This is a genomic window from Pseudoduganella plicata (genome assembly GCF_004421005.1).
Lineage (GTDB): Bacteria > Pseudomonadota > Gammaproteobacteria > Burkholderiales > Burkholderiaceae_D > Rugamonas > Rugamonas plicata.
Genome location: NZ_CP038026.1, coordinates 1,547,589 through 1,571,734, shown reverse-complemented (window position 1 = coordinate 1,571,734; position 24,146 = coordinate 1,547,589). Strand labels below are relative to the sequence as shown.

The following is a 24,146-nucleotide window of genomic DNA, read 5'->3' as shown; positions in this document are numbered from 1 at the left end:
GTCCCCGGGCTTCAGTAGACGCTGACTGCACTGCGCCCGCCGGCCCCCGGCTGCACCAGGATGCGCGTGGCGATCCGCTCCGTCATTTCCTGCACGTGCGAGATGACGCCCACCTTCCTGCCCATCGATTGCAGGTTGTCCAGCGCGTCCATCGCCACGCGCAGGGTTTCCGCATCCAGGCTGCCGAAGCCCTCGTCGATGAACAGCGATTCCACCCGCACGCGGTTGGACGACAGCGAAGCCAGGCCGAGCGCCAGTGCGAGCGAAACGAGGAACGATTCGCCGCCGGACAGCGAGTGCACCGAGCGCATGTCGTCGCCCATGTGCAGGTCGCGTACCAGCAGGCCGAGCGACGGTTGCGTGGGGTTGTCGACCCGCTGCAGCTGGTAGCGCGGCGCCAGCTGGCCCAGGTGGGCATTGGCGTAGCCGAGCAGGACGTCCAGGGTGAACTGCTGGGCGTAGTTGCGGAATTTCTTGCCGTCCGCTGAGCCGATCAGTTCACTCAGGCGCGCCCATTTGCGCTCCACGGCTTCCTGGCCTTCCAGCTCCGCTAGCACGTCGCTGGCGCGGCGGCGCCGTTCGTCGTCATGCGCCAGTGTGAGACGGCAGCCCGTCGCCCCCTCGTGCGCTGTCTGCCGTTCCGTGGCCAGTGCGGCCAGCGCTTCGCGCAGCGTGTCCATCGTCTGCCCGCCATTGCCGGGCGCGGACTCGCGGTGACGGGCGCACTGCGCCTCCCGTTCCTGCAGCACGGTGCGCGCCTGCGCCACCGCCTGGTCCAGCGCCTGCAATGCCTGCCGCTCGGCGCGGATGGCGTCCAGCGGATAGGCCAGCAGTTCGCGCAGCTCCGCCAGCGAGGCGATGCCGATGTCCGGGGCAGGCGTGAACAGATCCGGCTCCGTGCGCGCCTGCCGGAACTCGTCCAGCCACGCTGCCAGCCGCGCCGTGGCGGCGACACCGGCTTCGTCCAGTTCCGCAATGCGGCGCCGGCCTTGCGCCAGCGCTTCGTCGCAGCGGGTGCGGCGCTGCGCCGCCTCCTGCGCCGCCTCCTGCTGCGCCGTCAGGCGCGCGCGCGCGGTGTCGCAGGCGGCGCGCAGGCGCGCTTCCACTTCGCGCACCGGCGCGCCGTTCCACAGCGCCAGGCGCTGCGAGCGGGCGTGCTGCAAGGCGTCGTCGGCGGCGACAAACGCCGTGCGCGCCACCTGCTCGTCCGCCGCCGCCTTGGCGTGCGCCTCCTGCAGCGCGTTCAGCTCCACTTCCAGCGCCGCCAGGTCTGCCGTGCGCTTGTCGATGGCGCCGTGCTTCGCCAGCCACTGGCGGCCTTCCACCTGGCGCAGCGACTTGAAGTGGTCCGGATTGACGCGCCACGCCTGCTTCCAGTCCTCGTCCGGCTGTTCCAGGTCGGCAAACGCCGGTTCCAGTTCGTCCAGCAGTGCGTCCAGCCGCGCCACGGCGTCCAGATGCTGCGATTGCAGCGCGTCCAGCTGCGCGGCCGTCTGTGCCAGCGCCGTCGCCGCGTTCGCCGCCGCGGCCTGCCACTTGCCCTGGGCGGCAATGGCCTCGTCGTACGAGTGCTGCACGGCGTCGCGCGCGGCGGTGGCGCGGCGCCACGCGGCCTCGTCGCCTTCCAGCGCGCGCAACCCGGCCGCCGTATCGGCCAGCCGCTCCGCCAGCCATGGCTCCACGTCCGCTGCCGGCACGGTATCGCCCGCAGTATCGATGGCCTCGACCGCCATGCGCCAGCGCGCGCCGACGGCTTCCAGCGCCGTCGCCAGCGCGGTGCGTTCCGCCTCCACCTGCGCCAGCTGCGCGGTGCTGGTGTCCACCAGCGCGCGTTGCGTGGCACCGTGGCCGATCAGCGCTTCCAGCGCGGCGCGGCCTTCGGCCACCTCGCGGCGGAACTGCGCCAGCATCGCGCGCAGCTTTTCGTTGCCCTGGTTGCCGTGATACGGATGATCCCCGGCGCCGCAGACGGGGCAAGGCACGCCGTCCTCCAGCGTATCGCGCAGCGCCTCGACGCTGTCGCCGCACGCCGCTTCGGCCACCGCCAGCGCCCGTTCGGCCTGCGCCAGCGCTGCCTTGCGCAGGCCATGATCCTGCTGCGCCTGGGCCAGCTGCGCCTGTGCCTGGGCCAGCGTGGCGTGCAGGCGCGTCGCGTTCTCGTCCAGCGTTGCCGCACGCGCCGTTTTCGCCGCCAGGTCGAGCCATACTTTTTCGCCGTCGGCCAGCGCGGTGCGCCGGCGTTCCAGCGCCGTGCGCCGCCCCTGCAGCGCTTCGCCGTCGAACGCGGCGAGCGCCTGCGCCGCCGCGTCGCGCTGGGCCAGCAGTGCCTGGACCTTGCCGGCCGACGCGGCCAGCTGGTCGCGCGCCGCCGTTTCCGCATCGCGCTGCTGGTTGATCAGCGCGCGGGTGCCTTCGAGCTTGGTTGCAAACATTGTCGACTGGTCCAGCGCGCGGCCGGCCTGCGCGAACAGCCCTTCCCAGCGCGGCCACTGCTGGCCCAGCACTGCCCAGTGGCGGTGCTGCGTCAGCCAGTCCTGGTCGAACTGCTGCGCCTCCTGAAGCTTGCGCCGGTCGGTGCGCTTGTCGGTCAGCGCTGCCGCCGCGGCCGTGACGGCCGCCACGGCCGTATCGCGGGCGGCCCGTGCCGCCGTATGGGCCGGTTGCATCGCTTCGATGCGCGCATCCAGCGCCTTGGCCAGATCCAGCTGCGGCGCGGCTGCCGTCTGCGCGTTTTCCGCCGTCACCAGCTCCACCTGCAACGCCGCCATCGCCGTGCTGGCCGCTTCCTGCGCCAGCCGGGCAGCTTCCGCCTCCTGCGTGCAGCGCTCGGCGGAGGCACGCGCCTGCGCGCCCTCGGCGGCGAGGCGCGCGATCTCGTCGTTGAGCGGACGCGCTTCCTGCACCGCCTCGATGCGCATCAGCGCCGCGCGCCGTGGTGACGCCGCCGCCACATCCTCGCCTCGCTGCGCCAACGCGGCGCGCGCTTCGTCCACGCCCTGCGCCAGCCGCACTGCCTGTTCGTGCCAGCGCAGGTCCCCTTCCAGCAGGCCGCGGCGCACGTCCAGTGCCGCCAGCGCCGCTTCGGATTCGCGCGCCAGCCGTTCGATCTCCTGGCGCTCGTCGAAGGACAGCGGCTTCTGGTCGGCCAGGCGGGCCTGCAACTGCTGCAGCTTTTGCATCTCCAGCTTCTGGCGTTCGTGGGCCCGCTTCGAGATATCGCTGTAGACGGTGCTGCCGGTCAGCGTTTCCAGCAGCATGCCCCGTTCGTCGTCCTGCGATTTCAGGAACGTGGCGAATTCGTTCTGCGCCAGCAGCACGGCGCGCGTGAACTGTTCGAAGTTCAGGCCGATGCGTTCCTCGATCTCGACCTTCACTTCCGTCTTGGTGGCACCCACCGGCTGCAGTTGCGGCAGCGTGTGCAATGTCATCGCGGTGGGCTGCAGCGCACCGGCGGCCTTGGTGCGCGCCCGGCGCACGCTCCAGCGCGCGCGGTAAGCGTGGCCGTCGTTGCCGACGAAGTCCACTTCCGCGTAGCCTTCCGGCGTGCCGCGCCGCAGCAGCGTGCGCGGGTCGTCCGACGAGATCGGGTCGCCCACGTCCGGCGTCTTGCCGCGCGCGTGCACGAGGCGCGGCGTGCGGTCGTACAGCGCCAGGCACAGGGCATCGAGCAGCGTGCTCTTGCCGGCGCCGGTCGGGCCGCTGATGGCGAACAGGCCGGACGAGGCCAGCGGTTCGCTGCCGAAATCGACGGAGAATTCGTCCGCCAGCGAAGCCAGGTTCTTGCCGCCGATACGCAGGATCCGCATCAGACACCCGCCAGCAGCAGTTCGGCAAACGCGGCCACCTGGTCGTCCGGGGCGTCATTGCCGTATTTTTGCCGGTACAGGCGCGCGAACACTTCATCGGGCTGCAACTGCGCCAGCTGGTCCAGCGAGACGGCGGCATCCACCAGCGACGGCCCGCGCGCGCTGCTGGCCGTGTCGATCTTCGCCAGACGCACATGCTTGCCCTCCAGCGCCGCCTCGATGCGCGAGCGCAGGCCCGGCTCGGGCGCGTCCAGCAGCACGCGCACTTCCAGGAACGGCTGCGCGTACGGCGGCGCGGCGGGGAAGTCCAGCGCCTCCAGCTCGTCCAGGACCTGCGCCAGCGGGGCGGGGCGCGACGGCACGCGCAGCAGGTGCACCGCGCGCGGAATCGGTATGGCGACGGTTTCCTGCAGGGCGCCGCCATCGAGGTCGATGCGCAACACCTGGTGCTGGTAGTGCACCTCGGAGAACGACAGCGGGATCGGGCTGCCGCAATAGCGGATGTGCGCGTGGCGGCCGATCTGCTGCGCCAGGTGCAGGTGGCCCAGCGCAGCGTAGGCGACTTCCGGCCCGAACATCCCGGCCGGCAGCATTTCCGTGCCGCCGATGACGATGCGGCGCTCCGAGTCGGCCGACATCTGGCCATCCACCATATGGCAGTGGCCCATCGCCACGACGGCCTGGCCCGGCTGGCGCAGGCTCAGGGCGTGTTCCTGCGCCTGGGCGTACAGCGCGGCGATACCGGCCAGGTAGCCGTCCACCGTTTCATCCTGCCCGCCGCGCGGCACGTCGGCCGGGCGCAGGAACGGCACGGCCAGGCACCAGGCAGCCACGTGGCCGGCGCGGTTCGTCAGGGGGAGCACCATCCGGCCCACGTCGATATTGCCGTTGTCGTCGCGCAGCACGTGGCCGATCACGCGCGTGCCGTGCGCCTCCAGCAGTGGTCCCGGCGCCTCGATCCGCCCCGGCGAATCGTGATTGCCGGCCGTGACGACGATGTCCAGCCCCGGCACGCGCTCGCGCGCCTGCTGCAGGAAGCGGTACAGCTGGCGTTGCGATACGGCCGACGGGTTGGCGTTGTCGAACACGTCGCCGGCGATCAGCAGCGCGTCGGCCTGTTCGGCCACGATGGTCTCCAGCAGCCAGTCCAGGAAGCACTGGTGCTCGTAATGGCGGTCGAAATTGTGTAACGACTGGCCGAGGTGCCAGTCGGAGGTGTGCAGCAGGCGCATGGGATGTACGGCGGTGTGTGCGGCGGCGGTGGCCGGGAAAGCGCAATAGTAGCGTATCGGCGCCGTCCGTGTTCGCCCGACGTGCGCCAGCGGCAGATGCAGGCGCGGCAGCATCGGGGTGGCGGGCAGGCCATCGGCGCGAACGATGGCAGGAGCAGCGACCGATACCCGGGGGCAGGGCGGGCCCGCTCATGGGCGCTCGCCGGTTGAGTGTCGAAGCACTATCCTGCACGCGATCGGCGCGCTGTTCAGCCTGGCGGGTAAAAAAGTCGCGACGGCGCGCAAATAGCGCGGCCGACCCGGCAAAGTTCATTAGAATAGCCACGCCACCACCGAGGAGAACCCGAGTTGCCGTCATCCGCTTCACCCACCTTCAGCCCCGCCGCGGCGCGCGCACTGCATCTGGCCGCGCAGGGGCTGCTGCGAACGCGCCGGCGCCGCGCCGCCAGGCCGGACGTGCTGGCCGAAATCCGCCGCATGGGGGTGCTGCAGATCGACACGATTCACGTCGTCGCGCGCAGCCCGTACCTGGTGCTGTGGAGCCGGCTGGGCGACTATCCGCAGAAGTGGCTGGACGAACTGCTGGCCGAGGGCGCACTGTTCGAATACTGGGCACACGAAGCATGTTTCGTCCCCATCGAGGACTACCGGCTGCTGCGGCACCGCATGCTCGATCCGCTGGCGATGGGCTGGAAATACGCCGCCCGCTGGCTGGCCGAACACCGCGCCGAAGTCGATGCGGTCCTGGCGCACGTGCGTGCCCATGGACCCGTGCGGGCGCTTGACTTCGAACGCACCGACGGCAAGGCCGGCGGCTGGTGGGCGTGGAAGCCGGAAAAGCGCGCGCTGGAAGTGCTGTTCACCGCTGGTGCCTTGATGATCGCGCGGCGCCATCACTTCCAGCGCGTGTACGACGTGGCCGAACGCGTGCTGCCGGGCTGGAGCGACTCGGCATTGCCGCCGCTGGAACAGGCGCGGCGCGAGCTGGCGCTGAAGACGGTGCGGGCGCTGGGCCTGGCCAGGGCCGCATGGGTACCCGATTATTACCGCACGCGCGGTGCGCGCATCGACCTGGAGGCCCTGGCGGAAGAGGGCGCGCTGCTGCGTGCTTCCGTGGAAGGCTGGCGCGACCCCGTGTACGTCCATGCCGACCACGCCGCGCTGGCGCAGCAGGCCGCGGCCGGTGCGCTGACGCCGACGCTGACGACGGTGCTGTCGCCGTTCGATCCCGTCGTCTGGGACCGCCGCCGCGTGCTGGAGCTGTTCGATTTCGACTACCGGCTCGAGTGCTATACGCCAGCGCACAAGCGGGTGCACGGTTACTTCACCTTGCCGTTGCTGCGCCGTGGCGCACTGGTGGGGCGGGTGGACGCGAAGGCGCACCGGCGCGACGGCATCTTTGAACTCAAGGCGCTGGCGCTGGAGCCCGGCGCGCGAATCGGCGAACGCTTCGTGCGCGACATGGCCGGCGCGTTGCGCCGCTGCGCCGGGTGGCATGGCTGCCCGCGCGTGACGGTCGGGCGGACCACGCCGCCGTCCTTCGCCGCGGCGCTGGACGATGCGCTGGCGCACGTGACACATGCAGCGGAGGCGGCATGAACGGCGCCGCAACCGTGAACGCGGCAGCGCTGCCACCCGCGCCGCCGGCCATCGTGGGGCCGGACGGCATCCCGCTGCTGGGGCGTTTTGCCGGTCCCGCGCAGGGGTTGGACTGGGCACGCCTGGCGCCGCCGTACGCCCGCAACGCGCTGTGGCGCCGGCTGCACCACAAGCGCTGGCATTACGTGGCGCTGGTCACGGAGGAGATCTTCTGCGCCGTGGCCATCGTCGACCTGGGCTGGATGACCACGTGCTTCGGCTATGCGTTCGACCGCAGCGACGGCGACATGATGGCGAACTTTTCACAGGACGGCCTGCCGGGCCGCTGGTCCGCCACGATGGCCAACGACGCGGGTGGCGCCAGCCGCTTCGCCCGGCGCGACACGCACATCGGCATCGTGCCCATTGCTGCCGGCGGCTGGGAATTGACGGTGCACTGCCCATGGGTGGAAATCGGCGCTCGCTTCGGCGCCATACCGGCTCCGTTCTTGCTGGCGACGGGTCTGGTGCGGGGCGGGTCCGTGCACGCCACGCAGAAGTCGGGCGGGCTGCCGTTGACGGGTGAAGTGCGCACCTGGCGCGACGAATATTCGCTGGACGGCGGCGTCGCCAGCTTCGACCATTCGAACGGCCTGCTGCCGCGCGAAACGGGCTGGCGCTGGGCGTCGGCGCACTCGCTCGACGCCGGCTTCAATCTGCAGGCGGGCTATTTCGGCGCGTGCGAAAACGCGGTCTGGCTCGACGGCGCCGTCCATCCGCTGGGGGCCGCGCGCTTCATCGTCGACCGCAAGGACATCATGCAGCCCTGGCACATTTTTACGGAAGACGACTGCCTGGACGTGATCTTCACGCCGGAAGCCGCCCGGCGCGAAACGCGCAACCTGCGCATTGCCGCCAGCCGCTACGTGCAGCCGCTGGGCACGTTCACGGGCTGGGTGCGCAGCGCACCGGATGCGCCGAAACGTGCCATCGACCGCCTGCCCGGCGTAACGGAAGATCACTTCGCACGCTGGTAAACAACGATAGAGGACAGCATGAGCCTGCGTAACCTGGACCGGATGTTCGAACCCCGCACCGTGGCGATCGTCGGTGCATCGCAGCGCGCAGGCCGGATCGGCACGACGGTGCTGGCGAACATGGCCGAAAGCGGCTTTGCCGGCGCGCTGTGGCCCGTCAACCCGAAGTATGACGAACTGCTGGGGATTCCCTGCTATGCGCGCATCGGCGCGCTGCCGAAGACACCCGGCGGCGGGCCGGACCTGGCCGTCATCTGTACGCCGGCGGACACGGTGCCGGGCCTGATCGGCGAGCTCGGGGCGCGCGGCACCCGCGCCGTCATCGTGCTCACGCCACTGCCGCCCGCCACGCGGCAATCCATGCTGAAGGCGGCGCGGCCGCACCGGCTGCGCATCCTGGGGCCGGGCGGCATCGGCGTCGTCGCGCCGGCGGCGGGACTGAACGCCAGCGTGGCCCACGTCGGCGCCAGGCCGGGACGCATCGCGTTCGTATCGCAGTCCGGCATGCTGATGACGGCGGTGCTGGACTGGGCACGGCAGCAGAGCATCGGTTTCTCGCGCGTCGTGTCGCTGGGCGAAAGCGTCGATATCGACGTGGGCGACCTGCTCGACTTCCTCGCCGGCGATCCCGACACGAACGCCATCGTGCTGCACCTGGAGACCATCGGCAATGCGCGCAAGTTCATGTCCGCCGCCCGCATCGCCGCGCGCGGCAAGCCGGTCGTCGTTCTCAAGTCCGGGCGCGAGGGCGACGACCGCGTCGTCGATGCGGCCATCCGCCGCGCCGGCATGCTGCGGGTGCAGTCGTCGGCCGATCTGTTCGATGCGGTGGAGACGGTGGCGCGGGCGCGGCCGCTGAGCGGCGGACGGCTGGGCGTCATCAGCAACGGCACCAGCCTTGGGCTGCTGGCCGCCGATGCGCTGCAGTGGATCGGTGGCCAGCTGGCCACGCTGTCGCCGGAAACGGTGCGGCGTCTGCGGCCTCACGTGCCGGACAGAATGGTGCCGGCCAACCCGCTCGATATCGGCGTGCGCGCCGACACGGCACGCCACGCGGCGGCACTGGCGGAGATGCTGCGCGAGCCGCAGGTCGATGCGCTGCTGCTGATCCATGCGCCCACGTCGGCCGCCGGCAGCACGGAAGTGGCGCAGGCGCTGGCGCCGCTGATCCGCGAGGCGCACCGCGCCGTGCTGTCCTGCTGGATCGGCGGCGAGGGCGTGGCGCAAGCGCGCAAGGTCTTCGCCGAGGCCAACCTGCCGACGTACGACACGCCGGAAAAAGCCGTGCGCGCATTCCGCCAGATCGTGCAGTACCAGCGCAACCAGGCGCTGCTGATCGAAGTGCCGGGGCAAGGCGCGGTGGAGCAGCCGGAAGCGCATGCGCTGCGCACGGCAGCGCGCGAGCTGGTGGCCGCCGCGCGGGCAGCCGGCCAGACAGCGCTGACGCCGGACCAGTGCCGCGTGGTGCTGGCGGCTTACGATCTGCAATTGACGGACACGCCGTGCGCCGACGACAGCGCGCTGTTGCGCATCGCCATGCACGTCGACCCGGTATTCGGTCCGGCCATCGCTTTCGGCCTGGGTGGCGCGGCAGGCAGCGTGGCGGACGACCGCGCCGTCGGCCTGCCGCCGCTGAACCTTGTGCTGGCGCGCGACATCGTCGAGCGCAGCAAGGCGGGGCGGGCGTTGCGCGAGCGCTGCGACAGTGTGTGCAACGCCCTGGTGGCGGTGGCGCAGCTGGTGGCCGACCTGGACGAAGTGGCGTCGCTCAGCCTGGACCCGGTGCGGCTGGGCGACGGCGGACTGCGGGTGCAGCGTGCGGTCATCGCGGTGGGACCGCCACGGCCGGAGGCGGCCATGGCGATCCGGCCGTATCCTCAGGCACTGGAGGAGCTGGTGCCGTGGCAGGGCACGCAACTGTTGCTGCGGCCGATCCGCCCGGAGGACGCCGCAGCGCACGTGCGCTTCTTTGCCGCGCTCGATCCGGACGATATCCGTATGCGTTTCTTTACAACGTTGCGCGAGCTGCCGCCGGCCCAGCTGGCCCGCCTGACGCAGATCGACTACGACCGCGCCATGGCGTTCATTGCCACACGCACCGTCGGCGACGGCGAACCGGAGACGCTGGGCGTGGTACGGGCTGTCGCCGATCCCGACAACAGCCGCGCCGAGTTCGCCATCATGATCCGCTCCGACCTGAAGGGAAAGGGACTGGGCGTGATTCTGTTCCGCAAGCTGGTCGACTATTTCCGCAGCCAGGGCCTGGGCACGCTGACGGGCGACGCGCTGGCGGAAAACCTGGGCGTGCAACACCTCGTCAGGCGGTTCGGCGGGCGCGTGCTGCCTGGCGACGAGCCCGGTACCGTCCAGCTGGCGGTCGACTTGCATGCCAGGTCTTCCTAGCGGAATCGGAAAAAACCTCGCGCCGCATTTGCGCTGGCTCAAGGTCGTCATGTCGGCCCACTTTACACTTGTCTCTCCATCCAGCCCTGGGAGCAAGAATGTTAACGGCCACATATACGCTGGTTGCCTTGTCCGTCGAGCAGGCCCACATCCGCCTGAGTTTGCTTTCATTTCAGAAGTACGTTGCATCGACGCTCAACAGTCAGCACAGCCTGACGCTGTCGCAACTTGAATACGCATGCGAGACGCTCGAGCGCCTGTACCAGGCGTGCCACTGGCGCAAGGTCGAGCTGTACCTGATTCCCGCGCTGCGCCAGGCCACGGAACGGGCCGACCAGCTGCTTGACGAACTGAGCCGTCTGAACGCGTCCGCGCTGGCCGTCGTGCGGCGCCTGAAGCACAACCTGGAACAGGGTGTGCAGGACGACGGCGCAGCCCACGCCGTGCGCGAATCGATCGACAATTTCTGCAGTGCGCTGCTGCAGCGGCTGGAGAAGGAAGAGAAGGAACTGTTCGCCATCGCCCGCAGCGCCATCTGCGGCGACGCCTGGTTCGCCCTCGCCAACAAGCTGCTGGCGCACGACGCCAAGGTGGCCGAAGCGAGGCGCAGCGGCAGCGACAGCGTGATGGCCGACGCGGCGCCGATCGCCATCGTGCCGCGGCAGGCGCCGCCGGCGGGCGCGGTGACGGAGCTCGACATTCTCATCCCCGGGCAGACGGCGCACCATGCCGTGCCGCGCAAGCCGATGCGGGGCACGGTGCAGCGCGCGGGTGCGTGCAAATAAGGAGTAGGCGGGCGCGCCGGTCCGTTGGCCGCGACGGTTGCGGATCGCCGCGCGAAAGCCGGCGCTGCGCTATGATGGTGGTTTTGATCCATCGATAGCACATCATGTTTGAATTCCTTTTCCGACGGCCCGGCGACAAGGGGGCCGATCCGCAGGCGGGTGGGGCCGACCAGGGTGCGCCGGCGGGCGCTGGCGGGGTGGACGCGCAGGCCGACGCCGCGGCCCGCCGTGCGGCGCAAGTGGAAGCGGCACGGGGACTGGCGGGCAACGAGGCCGCTGCTGTCGAGCTGATCCTGCAAAGTGAATTCGCCGATGTGCGCCTTGCAGCAGCCGAGCACGTGGTATCGCAGCCGATGCTGGAGCGCGTGCAAACGGCGGTGCGCAACACGGACCGCCGCGTCGCCAAGCTGATGCAGGGCCGGCTCGATGCGATCCGGCATCGCCAGGGCGAGCAGCGCCAGGCCGAGCTGAGTATTGCTACTGCTCAGCGCCTGTTGGCCGATGAGAAACTGACGCCGAACCAGGTAGCCGATCTCGACCGGCTGTGGAAAGTCATCGCGGCCCCCGATGAGCTGGCGGCACAGTTCGCCGAGCTGCGCAATGCACTCGGCGCGCGGCTGGAAGCTCAGGTAACGCTGCAGCGCACCGTCATCGACGCGCTCGCCGCCGTGCGCCGCCTTGCGGCCGAGCCCGGGGACGATGGCGCCGTCGAACTGGAGCGCCTGAGCGCCGAGCATGCGCAACACCGCGCCGCACCCGAGCACGCCACCTTGCCCCGTCATCTGCTGAACGATTTCGACGCCGCGCTGGCCCAGGCAGGCGCTGCGCTGGCAGCGCACGCACAGCGGGTTGCAGCGGCGTCACCGGCGGCGCCGGCAACGGCCCCCGCGCCGGACGCCCCCGCAGCGTCGGCTTCCGGGGCGCAGGCCGGGCAGACCGAGTCTGCCCCGGACGGGGAGCCTTCGGCTGACGGGGCCGAAGTCGGACAGGGTGGCGCGGCGGTGGCGGTTCCTGCCGACCGGAGCGCTGCGGAAGGGGACGCCGCGCCGGCCCGGCCGCCGCGCGAAAAGCACAAGCCGACCCCCGCGGACAAGGAAGCCAACGCCCGCTTCATGGCACTGGTCGATGCCATGGAAGCGGCCCTGGAGCAGGGGCAGTTGCATACGGCGGGCGAACACGACAAGACGCTGAAAGAAACGAAGACGGGCCGGCTGACCCCGCAACAGTCGGAACGGCTGGCCCATATCCGGGCCGAGTTGAAGCGGCTGTCCGCATGGGCGCGCTGGGGCGGCAATGTATCGCGCGAGGAGATGGTGCACGCCGTCGAGGAATTGCCGGCACAGTCGCTGCCGATGAGCGAGCTGGCCAAGAAAGTCAGCACGATGCGTGAACGCTGGAAGGCGCTTGACAGCGTCTCCGGCCCGGCGCCGAAAAGCCTGTGGGAAAAGTTCGACGCCGCGTGCACTGCCGCTTACGCGCCCGCCGCCGCCCACTTCAAGCATCTGGCCGACGAGCGCCACGCCAATGCGGCCAAGGCCCAGGCGATGGTGGACGAAGTGCACGCGCTGATTGCCGATTCGCCCGCTGCGCGCGAGGACTGGCGTGCGCTGGCCTCCGTGTCGCAGCGCTTGCGCCAGGCGTGGAGCCGGCTGGGAACGATCGACCGCAAGGACAAGAAAAAGCTCGACAGTGCCTTCGGCAAGGCCATGGAAACGTTGATGGCCCCGCTGGAAGAGCAGCGCCGGATCGAGGTGGCGCGGCGCGAACAGCTGATCGAGGAAGTGTACAAACTCGATCCGGCCGACCGCCACACGGTCGACACCTTGCGCGGGCTGCAGGAAAGCTGGCAGGGCCACGCCAAGGCGCTGCCGCTGGAACGCAAGCAGGAGCAGGCGCTTTGGCAGAAGTTCCGCACCGCGTGCGACACGATCTTCGCCAAGCGCAAGGAATCGGCGCATGCCGCCGACCACGAGCGCAAGGCGCACCTGCATGCGCGCGAAGCCATCTGCGCCGGGCTGGAAGGTGCCACGTTCGAAGGCGATGACAAAGTGCAACTGGCTGCCATCGCCAAGACGCTTAAAGATGCGGCCGCGGCGTGGCATGCGACCGGCGCCGTCCCACGTGCGGCGGAGCAGCGCATCGAAGCGCGTTATCGGGCCGCGGTGGGGCACCTGCAGAGTCAGGCCGACGCCATCCGCAAGCGCGCCGGCACGGCCCAGGCCAACGCCATGCGCGACAAGTTGCGGCTGGTGCAGGCGCTGGAGGGAGCGCTGGCGTCGACGGGGGCATCGACGCTGACGATTGGTCGTCGCGCTGGGCGGCATTGCCGCCACTGCCGGCCGACTACGAACGGATCCTGCGCGCCCGTTTCGACGCGGCGTTGAAAGCGTCCGCCGATCCGTCCGCGCGCAGCGCGTATGCCGCGACGCTGGAGGCGAACCGCGCCCGCGTGCTGTCCGAAGTGCTGCGGCTGGAAATCCTGGCCGGCATCGACAGCGGCGCCGAGTTTGCCCGCGACCGCCTCAAAATGCAAGTGGAAGTCCTGCAGAGCTCACTAAAGTCGGGCCAGAAGCCGGCCAGCCAGGCGGCCCAGTTCCAGGCCCTGTGCGCGCTGCCGGCGTCCGTGGACGACCGCACGGCCAGCCGCATCGAGCAGCTGTTCCGCCGGGTCGGCGCGGGGGGCTGATGAGCAGGGTTCGGATACAGACGGAAGACTTCGACCTGTCGCAGGAGGTGGCGCGGCTGCGCGACACGAACCCGAAGGTGGGCGGTGTGGTCACGTTTGTCGGCACGGTACGCGACCTCAACGAGGGTGCGCCGGTGGCGGCAATGGAGCTGGAGCATTATCCCGGCATGACGGAAGCGTCGATCGACGCCATCATCGACCAGGCGCTGGCGCGCTGGCCCATCTTCGACGCGCTGGTGATCCACCGGGTAGGGCCGCTGCTGCCGAAGGACCAGATCGTGCTGGTGGCCGTCACGTCGTCGCACCGGGGCGAGGCGTTTGCGGCCTGCGAGTTCATCATCGACTACCTGAAAACGGAGGCGCCGTTCTGGAAGAAGGAACAGACACCGGAAGGTTCGCGCTGGGTCGATGCGCGCGTCAGCGACGACGTGGCACTGGACAAGTGGCGCGTCGAGGTGGCCGGCGCGCGATAGTGCCGCGCCATGCGCGCCATCCTGTTCACGGCACTGTCGCACGGAGTCCCCGTCAAAATGCTGTGGGCATCCTGCAGTTCGGACGTCGTAATTTGTCCGTCATACCGGCGCTTCAGCTCGTTTCGAAAGCCCCGCCATACGCTTGTATACGGTTCCCCGGGTTATGCCGCCACGGGCAACCGCCATCGGATTGTGTAAGGCTGCGGATGCCCGGCGTCACGGCACGGAGCGGGTCCACGCAATTGCCCGGGCGTGATGTCGCCAATTGACGCAAGCTGAAAACCCTGCTTGAAAAAGGGTCTGTACAGCCACATTTATCTCCCAGATAAAACTTTGGAGTGTGCGCAAAATGCGTCAAGACAAATTAACCACCAAGCTGCAGGAAGCACTCGCCGATGCCCAGAGCCTGGCCGTCGGCAACGACAATCCCTATATCGAACCCGCCCACCTGCTGACGGCCCTGCTGAACCAGGACGACGGCGCTGCCCGCTCGCTGCTGCAGCGTGCCGGCGTCAATGTCGGCGGCCTGACGAGAGCGTTGAAGTCGAGCCTGGAAAGCCTGCCGAAGGTGTCCGGCACCGGCGGCAACGTGCAGGTCAGCCGCGAATTCGTCGCCGTGCTGAACCTGGCGGACAAGGAAGCACAGAAGCGCGGCGACCAGTTCGTCTCCAGCGAAATGGTGCTGCTGGCGCTGACGGAAGACAAATCCGACGCGGGCCGCCAGGCGCGCGACAACGGCCTGACGCGCAAGTCGCTGGAGGCGGCCATCGACACCGTGCGCGGCGGCGGCAAGGTCGATTCGCAGGAAGCGGAAGGCCAGCGCGAGGCGCTCAAAAAATACACGATGGACCTGACGGAGCGGGCGCGCCAGGGCAAGCTCGACCCCGTGATCGGCCGTGACGACGAAATCCGCCGCGCCATCCAGGTGCTGCAGCGCCGGACCAAGAACAACCCCGTGCTGATCGGCGAACCCGGCGTCGGCAAGACGGCCATCGTCGAGGGGCTGGCGCAGCGCATCGTCAACAACGAGGTGCCCGATTCGCTGCGCGGCAAACGTGTGCTGTCGCTGGACATGGCCGCGCTGCTGGCGGGCGCCAAGTTCCGCGGCGAGTTCGAGGAGCGGCTGAAATCGGTGCTGAACGAACTGGCCAAGGATGAAGGGCAGACGATCGTCTTCATCGACGAGCTGCACACGATGGTCGGCGCCGGCAAGGCCGAAGGCGCCATGGACGCCGGCAATATGCTCAAACCCGCGCTGGCGCGGGGCGAGCTGCATTGCGTCGGCGCGACCACGCTCGACGAATACCGCAAATACATCGAAAAGGATGCCGCGCTGGAGCGCCGCTTCCAGAAGATCCTCGTGGACGAGCCGACGGTGGAGGCGACGATTGCCATCCTGCGCGGCCTGCAGGACAAATACGAGCTGCACCACAAGGTCGAGATCACGGACCCGGCCATCATCGCGGCGGCCGAGCTGTCGCACCGCTACATCACGGACCGCTTCCTGCCCGACAAGGCCATCGATCTCATCGACGAGGCGGCGTCGAAGATCAAGATCGAGATCGATTCCAAGCCCGAGGTGATGGACAAGCTGGAGCGTCGCCTGATCCAGCTGAAGATCGAGAAGGAGGCGGTGAAACGCGAGAAGGACGAAGGGTCGCGCCGCCGGCTCGACCTGATCGACGAGGAAATCGCCAAGCTGCAGCGCGAGTACAACGACTACGAGGAAATCCTGAAGGCCGAAAAGGCCAATGTGCAGGGCACCACGCACATCAAGGAGGAGATCGAGCGGATCCGCCAGCAGATGGAGGAAGCCACCCGCGCCTCGAACTGGCAGCGCGTCTCCGAGCTGCAGTACGGCCGCCTGCCGGAACTGGAGGCGCAGCTGAAACAGGCCGAATCGGCCGGCGCCGCCGCGGACAACGACAAGCCGAAGCTGCTGCGAACGCAGGTGGGGGCCGAGGAGATTGCCGAAGTGGTGTCGCGCGCGACGGGCATTCCCGTGTCGCGCATGATGCAGGGCGAGCGCGACAAGCTGCTGCACATCGAGGAAAAGCTGCACGAGCGCGTGGTGGGCCAGGACGAGGCGATCAGTGCCGTGGCCGACGCGATCCGCCGATCCCGCGCGGGCCTGGCCGACCCGAACCGGCCGTACGGCTCGTTCCTGTTCCTGGGCCCGACCGGCGTTGGCAAGACCGAGCTGACCAAGGCGCTGGCGTCGTTCCTGTTCGACAGCGAGGATGCGCTGATCCGCATCGACATGAGCGAATTCATGGAGAAGCATTCGGTCGCCCGCCTGATCGGCGCGCCGCCGGGCTACGTGGGCTATGACGAAGGCGGCTACTTGACGGAAGCCGTGCGCCGCAAGCCATACAGCGTGATCCTGCTGGACGAGGTGGAGAAAGCGCATCACGACGTGTTCAACGTGCTGCTGCAGGTGCTCGACGACGGCCGCATGACCGATGGCCAGGGCCGCACGGTGGACTTCAAGAACACGGTGGTCATCATGACGTCGAACCTGGGGTCGCACAAGATCCAGTCGATGGAGGAGTCGGACCCGGCGGTAGTGAAGCTGGCCGTGATGGCCGAGGTGCGCGCGCACTTCCGTCCCGAGTTCGTCAACCGGATCGACGAGATCGTCGTGTTCCATGGCCTGGACGAGAAGAACATCGGTTCGATCGCCAAGATCCAGCTGAAGATCCTGGAGGATCGCCTGAAACGGATGGAAATGCACCTGCAGGTAACGGACAGCGCGCTGCACAAGATCGCGGAAGCAGGGTACGACCCGGTCTACGGTGCCCGTCCGCTGAAGCGCGCGATCCAGCAGCAGATCGAAAATCCGCTGTCGAAGCTCATCCTGGAGGGACGCTTCGGGCCAAAGGACACGATTCATATCGATGCGCGCGACGGCGCGCTGGTGTTCGGTGCCGATGGCAAGGAGGAGGTGGTCCGGCTGTAACGGTCGTTCCACCGCCCGGGAGGCCCGCTGCGTGCGGGCCTTTTTTATGCACCGTACGTGCTTCCTGAAACTTCGGCCCAGCGTCACCTGTCAACAAAAGCAGGTGGCGGACGCCACCGGACTACTGTATAAATACACAGTAAGGAAACCGATTCCCGCAACCTTTAGACGAGTTGCGCGAGTTGCGCTGGTTGCTGAAGTTGCTTAATAGGCGGTCGCCGCGTAGAATGGACTCATTGCCATGATCCGGGAGTAATCAAGATGAGTTCAACCACAGACCTGAAAGTTTTCGCTGCCGGCATTGCCGAACTGCCGGAGCGGGACGCGGATGACGAGTTCGGCGCGGCAACGTCGCAAGCCTATCTGATCGAAGTGGAGGACGCAGTGCCCCAATCCGATGTGCTCGAACAGTTGTATGAGGCGCTGCGCACGCTCGGCATTACCGCGCGCGTGTCGCCGGTGGCACGCGATGGCCGCGTCACGCTGGTGACGCCGATGCCGGCACTGGTCCTGGATGCCGACGACGACGACCTGGAAGCGGAACGCTTCGAACTGGACGCCCGTACGGTGGAAGAGCAGCCGTCGACATCCGTCACGGGGACGGGCGCCGCCCTGCAGCGTGGCGAAGCGCTGATCGCATCGATGGTGCGCCAGGGCAGCCTGATCAACGGCGAAACGCTGGCCAGCGCCTGGGGCATCACCCGGCAGGCGCTGGACAAGGCCCGGGAGCGGGGTGAGCTGTTCTCTGTCAGGATGGGGCGTCAACACTATTATCCCGTCGCGGCGCTGAGTTTCCTGCGGCGCGACTTTGAAAGCATCAACCGGTCGTTTCATCCCGATATTGCGGCGGGCACGAAACTGATCTTCTTCAATCGCAAACATGGCAGTCTGGGCGGGAAAACCGTAGCGGAATCGGCTGATCGGCTGACCGATATCCTGCGCCTGGCTGCCGGCTGGGAACGCATTTGATCCATACTCACATCCCCGATTTCGCCGGCCTGCTTGCAGCCGGTGAGCTGTGCTTTTGCCACGTCGATATCCGCGCACTGCTGCGACTGAGCCTGCGGCCGGGGATGGAGCCATGGTGGGGCACGACGGGGCGCTATCGCTTCGACGACCCCGCACATGGTTTCGGTGTCACGTATGTGGCGGGTACGCTCGATGTCGCGTTGTGCGAAACCATCCTGCACGAAGTGGGCGACTACCGGAACGGCGAGTGGTGGATCGACCGCAGCTCGGTCGAACGGCGCTCCGTGGTCCATTACGTGCATCCGACCAGGACGCAGCTGCGGCTGGTCGACCTGACGGGTATCTCGCTGAAAAGCCTGGGCCTGAACAACGATGTCAGCGCCCAGGACGACTACGCGCACACGCAGCTGCTCAGCGGTGCGATCCACGCGCAGGTGCCGGAAGCGGACGGCATCCGCTATGTCAGCAAACAGATGAACACGGCGTTTGCCGCCGCCCTGTTCGAACGCAGCGGCGTGCGCGCCCGGTCCGAGCCGACGCCGCTGCTGACGCACCCCGATATCACGGGTCTGCTGACCCGTTTGCGCGTCAAGCTGTTCTCGTTGTAATCCGCTTGCCGCCGCGCGGCAGCGGCGCGCGTGCCGGAATCGGCAGTCCCGGCCGTGCCACCGCGCAGCGCACGGGCCCCCCGTCGCTGGCGCATCCCGCCAGCGCCAGCGCATACTCGCGCGCGCCGGCCACGAGCCGGCAGCGCAGGCCCGCTTCCGTATGCCGGGCCGCCAGCAGCGATTTCGCGTGCAGCGCGGCGACGGCATCGTCCACATCGGCGGCATCCACCATGCCGTCCGCCGCGAGCCGGCTGGCGGCGGCCAGTCCGAACTCGCCACGCAACGTGGCCAGGCGGCGCAACACCGTTTCTTCGACCGGCGTCAGCGTGGCCCAGCTCCACGCCAGCGACGCGCGCCATGAGCGGTGCCGCGGCGGTGCCGTGCGGCGTCCCCCTTGAGCAGATGAAGCGGGTCGTCCAGACGCGCGGCCAGTTCGCGCACGTGAAACAGGTCGAGGCGGCCCGCCGCCAGTTCCAGCGCCAGCGGAATGCCGTCCACGCGGCGGCAGATCTGCGCGACGGCGGCAGCGTCCGCGTCGTTCAGGACGTCGGCGTCGATGCCGGCCCGGTACAGGAACAATGCCACGGCCGGCGCGGCCAGGAGGGCGGCCCCGCTTGTTTCCGGCCCCGGGCAGTCGAGCGGCGCGAGCGGCATCACGCGCTCGTCCGCCGCACGCAGCGCTTCGCGGCTGGTGGCCAGGATGCTCAGCCGCGGCGCCTCCTGCAGCAGCCGTTCGGCGAGCGCGGCGACGGCCTCGACGACGTGTTCGCAATTGTCCAGCAACAGCAGCAGCGGATGCGCGCGCAGCCGGGCCAGCAGCGGCGCCAGCGGCTCCGGACTGGGCGGCAGTCCCAGGGCCGCCGCCAGCGCGGCGGTCACGGCGCCCGGATCGGCCGCCGTCGCCAGGTCGGCGCAGCAGCAGGGCATCCACGCGGCCACCTGACGGGCCGCCGTCAGCGCCAGCGCCGTCTTGCCGACCCCGCCGGTGCCGACCAGTGTCACCAATCGGTGTGTGGTCAGCTGCCGCACAACGGCGGCGACATCGTCGGCGCGGCCGATCAGGGGACCGGCAGGCGGCGCCGGGCAACCTGGCAGAGTGGAGCACGAGGTGGTGGACGAGGTGGCAGCCGGTTCGGCGGGCGTGCCGTCGGTGACGGGCGCGACGAAGGTATAGCCGCGGCCGGCCACGCTGTCGATATAGCGCCGGCCGGCGCCATCGCGCAGAGCCTTGCGCAGCGCGGCCACGTGCACGCGCAGGTTGGCTTCCTCGACCACCGTGTCGGGCCAGACGCGCGCCAGCAGGTCGGACTTGGCCACCGTGGTGCCCGCGTGTGCGATCAGCGTGGCCAGGATGTCGAAGGCGCGCGAGCCCAGTCGCACGGGCTGGCCGTGTTCGAGCAGCACGCGCTGCTGGGGATACAGGCGGAACGGGCCGAAACAGACGCAGGAATCCGCCCACTCGTTGGCTGGCAGTGTCATAGAGGTCTCGTCATGGCGAGGCCCGATGTTAGCAAACGATTATTACGGCAATCTGACAGATGGCCGTCAGGCTTCCGCGAAGTCCTCCACTTCATAGCGCTCCAGGAAGCGGTCGGGCCCCGTCTCGGCGGCGAAGCGGAAGGCGGACAGGCCGTTTACCTCCTCGACCACGCGGCGCACGTAGGCGCCCAGCGACTGGCGCGTGGTGGACTTCTGCCACATCGGATACAGGCCGGAGAGGCGGCTGCCGTCGAGGTAGCGGATCTCGAATTCGCATTCGAAGTAGTCGCGCATGTCGCTGGCCCAGGCCTTGAGCAGCTTGTCGGCGGCAATGAAGGAACCCAGCACCGCCGTGCTGCTGGCGGCCTGCTGGCGGATGCGGATCTGGGCGACACCGACCTTTTCGGCGCGGCGCTGTGACGGGGTCTGGGTCATCGGCGGCTCTTGGTGGTAGCGGGTGGCATGATTGTAGTGAGTGGGTGGCGTCGCTTGCGAATAAATCGTTGTTAAGCGTTGTAAACGTAGCAACGGCGCAGACAGCACAGGAGCTCAGCACCAGTGGCACCCTGCGGCGTGATGGAACACCGGGCGCCGGAAGCGGCCGATGGCGTCGATGGCGCCGGCGGGCGTAGGCAGCAGCGCCCCGCCGAAGCGGTTGATGTGCACGTGGCGCGCCATCAGCTCCACGGCCGGCAGCAGCCCGGCGGCCAGCGCGGCGTCCGCCGGCGCCAGGTGCAGGCTGGCGCACGACACCGGTTCGAGCACGCCGGCCAGCGCCGGCAGCTCGGCGCAGTTGGCGCAGCGCACCAGCAGGCCGGCCCCGTTGTACCGCGCGCGGCCTGGCTGGCCGATGACGGCGCTGGCGGCGATCTCGTCGAACCGGCCCGCGTCGGCCAAAATTTCGCGCAGGTCGACGAAGCCGTTGCCGTTCACGGCAGCCACCAGCATGCCCGGCCCGCCGTGTGCCAGCAGCAGCGCGCCGAGGTGCTCGGCCCGGCCGTTCAGCGCCCCCGGCAAGATGAACGCAGCCTCGCGTGCATCCGTTTCGTCCAGCAGCGGCAGCCGGCCACGCTCGCTGGCCGGGATGCGGCCGTCACGGCTGATGGCGGCGCGCAGCGCGTGGTGGCCCAGCAGGGTGGTGGCGGCCGCGGCGTTGCCTGGCACCAGCGTAAACGCAGCCTTCGGCAGGCCGCACGATGCCAGCGCGCCGTCGACCAGGCCCGCCAGCACGACGCCGCTGTGGCCCACCGTGCTGCTGGCGGCGAGCACGGGGCAGCCGGCGGCAAGTGCCGCCATCACGTGCACACCTGTCAGGCCGTAAGCCGTGGCATGCGTGCCCACGGCCGCGACGGGGCCGAGGGGCACGGTGCGCACCGCGTCGGCCGATGGGGCCAGTGCCGCCACTTCGGCGCGGCGCAGGGCGTCGGACAGCATGCGCAGCCAGTTGCGCAAGGTGTCGTGCTGGCGCAAGGCCGCGTCGGTGCCGATGCCCGCATCCGCCGCGACGAGGCCCGGCAGGTGCGGGCGCACCCCATCCAGTGCGCCGCCGATGGCATCGATCAGGCCCGCGCGCCGGCCGTGGCTGGCCTGGGCGAACGGCAGCGCGGCAGCGGCAGCCGCGCGCGGAGCTGCCGCGCCGTCCGGGAGCCGGTTACACGTTGTAGAGTTCATTACCCCTTTCAGGCAGTCAGCCGGCTACTGTAAATAGTGGTTAATTCCCGCTGCCGTTACGTTAGAATCTGCTGGTCGGAAAATCAATATGGTTTTCGAGGTAACCAGGCAATGCGGCAGAGGGACGGTGAGGCAGCGGCAGGAGGCGGGACAGGCATGCCGGCGGCGGGAGCCGAGGTCGTGTTCGGTGAGTTCCGCCTGGTGCCCCAGGCGCGCACGCTGTACCGGCAGGACCGGCCAGTGCGCCTCAGCGGCCGTGCGTTCGACCTGTTGCTGGCGCTGGTGGAGAGGGCCGGCGCGGTCGTCGGCAAGGACGAGCTGATTGCCCGCGTCTGGCCGCACACGGTGGTCGAAGAAGGCAACCTGCGCGTGCACGTGGGCGCGCTGCGCAAGGCGCTGGGGGACGACCAGCCGTATGTCGAGAACGTCGTAGGGCGCGGCTACTGCTTTGTCGCGCCGCTGCGCATGCCCGCCGTGGCGCAGCCCCTCACGGACCTGGCGGCGGCCCTGCCGCTCCAGCGCCTGACCGGCCGCGATGCCGTGCTGGCGCAACTGGCCGCGCAGGTGCCGGCACAGCGGCTGCTGACGATCGTCGGCCCCGGCGGCATGGGCAAGAGCGTCGTCGCGCTGGCGGTGGCGGCCCGCGTGGCGGCAGTCTTCGATGGCGCCGTATATTGCGCCGACCTGGCCGGCGTGATGGCGCCGGCGCAGCTGTCGGCAACGGTGGCCAGGCTGCTGGGCCTTGCCGCCGACGCGAATCCGGGACACTGGCTGCGGCCGCACCGCGCGCTGCTCGTGCTGGACGGCTGCGAACACCTGGTGGACGCGGTGGCGGCGCTGGCAGAGCGCCTCCTGCTGGAAGCGCCGCGGGTACACATCCTGGCGACCAGCCGCGAACCGTTGCGGGCCGAAGGCGAATGGGTGTATCGCCTGGCGCCGCTGGCGCTGCCGCCGGCCGACGACGTGCCGGTACCGGCGCAACTGGCCGCTTACCCTTCCGTACAGCTGTTTGCCGAGCGCGCCGGGGCCGACGGCGGCGCTTTTGCTATCGATGCGGGTAACGCCGCCGCCGTGGCCGACATCTGCCGCCGGCTGGACGGCATCCCGCTGGCGCTGGAGCTGGCCGCCGGCCGCGCCGCCTTTTTCGGCGTGCACGAACTGGCGCTGCGCCTGTCGGACTGCTTTGCCGTGCTGACGCGCGGGCGCCGCACGGCGCTGCCGCGCCACCAGACGCTGCGCGCCACGCTGGACTGGAGTTACGACCTGTTGACGCACAGCGAGCAGGCCGTGTTACGCCGGCTCGCTGTGTTCGGCGGCGGTTTTACGCTGGAGGCGGCCGTGGCCGTCGGCCAGGGGACGGACTTGCCGGCGGCGGCTGTGGCCGAGCGGATCGCCAACCTGACGGCGAAGTCGCTGATCGGCATCGAGCCGGCGCACGCCACCGTCCAGTACCGCCTGCTGCGCACGACCCGCAGCTACGCGCTGGAAAAGCTGCAGGCCAGCGGGGAGGAGCCCGGCGCGGCGCGCGCCGCGCTGGCCTGGGAGCTGGCGCAGTAGAGAGCGTGGGGCCCGGCCGTTTACCGGCCGGCAAAGAATGCCGAGGGCGAGCTGCCGAACGTCTTCCTGAACATCTGCGAAAACGCCGACTGGCTGGCATAGCCCAGCTGCTCGGCGACATGGCCCAGCGGCATGCCGCGGGCAATCAGAGGCGCGGCATGGGCCAGGCGTACCTGCTGGCGCCACTGGCCGAAGCGCATGCCCAGCTCGCGTTCGAACAGCCGCGCCAGCGTGCGTTCGGAAGCGCCCACGCGGCCGGCCCACTGGGCCAGCGTGTGCGGCGCGGCGGGGTCGTCGATCAGCGCGGCGCACAGGGCCGCCAGCCGCTTGTCGCGCGGCAGCGGCACGCGGATCGGGCGGGTGGCGCAGCGGCTCATCTCGTCCAGAATCAGGTTGGCCACCAGGTCGGCCCGCGCTTCCGTCGCGCCGGGCGGCAGCTGTTCCAGCGCCGCCAGCAGTTCGCGCAGCAGCCCGGATACCTCCAGCACGCGGCAATCGGCGCCGGGGAAGGGATTGCGCGCGGCCAGGATGCGCAGCGGGCGCAGGCGGGCCTGCTCCAGCACCGTCACCGCATGCTCGACGCCGGGCGCGATCCAGATGGCGCGCGACTGCGGCACGATCCACGTGCTGTCGGCCGCCGTCACGCGCAGCACACCGTCCAGCGCATAGGTCAGCTGGCCCCACGGATGGCGGTGCGGCGCCAGGTTCTGCGTGGCGACGAGGTCGCGCGCGCACATCGTCACCGGCAGGCGCTCGGTCGGGGTGTTGCCGTCGGCCAGCGGCCGGGTATGGCGGACGATCGTCACGGTCATGGGTTGGCGTAAATTCGACAATAGTTGTCATGCCATCTTAAAACAGACGCGGCAGGTTTGACTACACTGGCGTTTTGCAAAGGAAACGTCA

Annotated in this window: 18 protein-coding genes; 11 read left to right on the top strand and 7 right to left on the bottom strand. The window is 69.4% G+C overall.

The window, feature by feature from the left end:
* Positions 1–11: 11 nt before the first annotated feature.
* Together E1742_RS06780 and E1742_RS06775 are read right to left on the bottom strand one after the other, a co-directional pair.
* Positions 12–3,806: an AAA family ATPase gene (locus E1742_RS06780; protein ID WP_134384126.1), complete on the bottom strand. Its 3,795-nt coding sequence runs from the start codon at positions 3,804–3,806 to the stop codon at positions 12–14.
* Complete coding sequence (locus tag E1742_RS06775) at positions 3,806–5,038, bottom strand: exonuclease SbcCD subunit D C-terminal domain-containing protein (RefSeq protein ID WP_134384125.1); 1,233 nt, start codon at positions 5,036–5,038, stop codon at positions 3,806–3,808. Before E1742_RS06775 ends, E1742_RS06780 begins: the two co-directional genes overlap by 1 nt.
* Before the next feature lie 348 nt (positions 5,039–5,386).
* On the opposite strand from E1742_RS06775, the gene E1742_RS06770 reads away from it, so the two are divergent.
* The 10 genes from E1742_RS06770 to E1742_RS06730 all read left to right on the top strand — a co-directional run bounded on the left by E1742_RS06770 (position 5,387) and on the right by E1742_RS06730 (position 18,536).
* Complete coding sequence (locus E1742_RS06770; protein ID WP_134384124.1) at positions 5,387–6,637, top strand: winged helix-turn-helix domain-containing protein; 1,251 nt, start codon at positions 5,387–5,389, stop codon at positions 6,635–6,637.
* Positions 6,634–7,653, top strand: coding sequence for a DUF2804 domain-containing protein (locus E1742_RS06765; RefSeq protein ID WP_134384123.1), 1,020 nt, complete (start codon positions 6,634–6,636; stop codon positions 7,651–7,653). The genes E1742_RS06770 and E1742_RS06765 overlap by 4 nt, the downstream gene beginning before the upstream one ends.
* An 18-nt stretch (positions 7,654–7,671) precedes the next feature.
* On the top strand, positions 7,672–10,056 hold the full coding sequence (locus E1742_RS06760; protein WP_134384122.1) for a bifunctional acetate--CoA ligase family protein/GNAT family N-acetyltransferase: 2,385 nt from the start codon (positions 7,672–7,674) through the stop codon (positions 10,054–10,056).
* A 98-nt stretch (positions 10,057–10,154) separates the two neighbouring features.
* Complete coding sequence (locus E1742_RS06755) at positions 10,155–10,841, top strand: hemerythrin domain-containing protein (protein ID WP_134384121.1); 687 nt, start codon at positions 10,155–10,157, stop codon at positions 10,839–10,841.
* A 104-nt stretch (positions 10,842–10,945) separates the two neighbouring features.
* The gene (locus E1742_RS06750) at positions 10,946–13,225 is read left to right on the top strand and encodes a DUF349 domain-containing protein (RefSeq protein ID WP_229466590.1); all 2,280 of its coding nucleotides are present in this window, start codon (positions 10,946–10,948) and stop codon (positions 13,223–13,225) included.
* Positions 13,165–13,527, top strand: a complete 363-nt coding sequence (locus E1742_RS26650) for a hypothetical protein (RefSeq protein WP_229466588.1) — start codon at positions 13,165–13,167, stop codon at positions 13,525–13,527. The genes E1742_RS06750 and E1742_RS26650 overlap by 61 nt, the downstream gene beginning before the upstream one ends.
* Positions 13,527–14,000, top strand: coding sequence for a molybdopterin synthase catalytic subunit MoaE (gene moaE / locus E1742_RS06745; RefSeq protein WP_134384120.1), 474 nt, complete (start codon positions 13,527–13,529; stop codon positions 13,998–14,000). The genes E1742_RS26650 and moaE overlap by 1 nt, the downstream gene beginning before the upstream one ends.
* Positions 14,001–14,349: 349 nt before the next feature.
* On the top strand, positions 14,350–16,959 hold the full coding sequence (clpB, locus tag E1742_RS06740; protein ID WP_134384119.1) for an ATP-dependent chaperone ClpB: 2,610 nt from the start codon (positions 14,350–14,352) through the stop codon (positions 16,957–16,959).
* A gap of 261 nt (positions 16,960–17,220) precedes the next feature.
* On the top strand, positions 17,221–17,928 hold the full coding sequence (locus E1742_RS06735; protein ID WP_134384118.1) for a hypothetical protein: 708 nt from the start codon (positions 17,221–17,223) through the stop codon (positions 17,926–17,928).
* On the top strand, positions 17,925–18,536 hold the full coding sequence (locus E1742_RS06730) for an RES family NAD+ phosphorylase (RefSeq protein ID WP_134384117.1): 612 nt from the start codon (positions 17,925–17,927) through the stop codon (positions 18,534–18,536). Before E1742_RS06735 ends, E1742_RS06730 begins: the two co-directional genes overlap by 4 nt.
* On the opposite strand, the gene E1742_RS06725 is transcribed toward E1742_RS06730, so the two are convergent.
* From E1742_RS06725 to E1742_RS06710, 4 genes are all read right to left on the bottom strand, one after another.
* Positions 18,517–18,840: a hypothetical protein gene (locus E1742_RS06725; protein ID WP_134384116.1), complete on the bottom strand. Its 324-nt coding sequence runs from the start codon at positions 18,838–18,840 to the stop codon at positions 18,517–18,519. The genes E1742_RS06730 and E1742_RS06725 overlap by 20 nt on opposite strands.
* Positions 18,841–18,857: 17 nt before the next feature.
* Positions 18,858–20,015, bottom strand: coding sequence for an ATP-binding protein (locus E1742_RS06720; RefSeq protein ID WP_134384115.1), 1,158 nt, complete (start codon positions 20,013–20,015; stop codon positions 18,858–18,860).
* 66 nt (positions 20,016–20,081) lie between these two features.
* Positions 20,082–20,450 carry a hypothetical protein gene (locus E1742_RS06715; RefSeq protein WP_134384114.1) on the bottom strand — a complete coding sequence of 123 codons (369 nt, stop codon included), beginning with the start codon at positions 20,448–20,450 and terminating at the stop codon, positions 20,082–20,084.
* Positions 20,451–20,564: 114 nt separating this feature from the next.
* Positions 20,565–21,686, bottom strand: coding sequence for an aldehyde dehydrogenase family protein (locus tag E1742_RS06710; protein ID WP_134384113.1), 1,122 nt, complete (start codon positions 21,684–21,686; stop codon positions 20,565–20,567).
* Positions 21,687–21,842: 156 nt separating this feature from the next.
* Here E1742_RS06710 and E1742_RS06705 point away from each other — a divergent pair, with 156 nt between their 5' ends.
* Positions 21,843–23,243: an ATP-binding protein gene (locus E1742_RS06705; RefSeq protein WP_166793440.1), complete on the top strand. Its 1,401-nt coding sequence runs from the start codon at positions 21,843–21,845 to the stop codon at positions 23,241–23,243.
* 20 nt (positions 23,244–23,263) lie between these two features.
* Here the strand turns inward: E1742_RS06705 and E1742_RS06700 are convergent, their stop codons facing one another.
* Positions 23,264–24,055, bottom strand: coding sequence for an AraC family transcriptional regulator (locus E1742_RS06700; protein WP_134384111.1), 792 nt, complete (start codon positions 24,053–24,055; stop codon positions 23,264–23,266).
* Between the last annotated feature and the right edge of the window lie 91 nt (positions 24,056–24,146).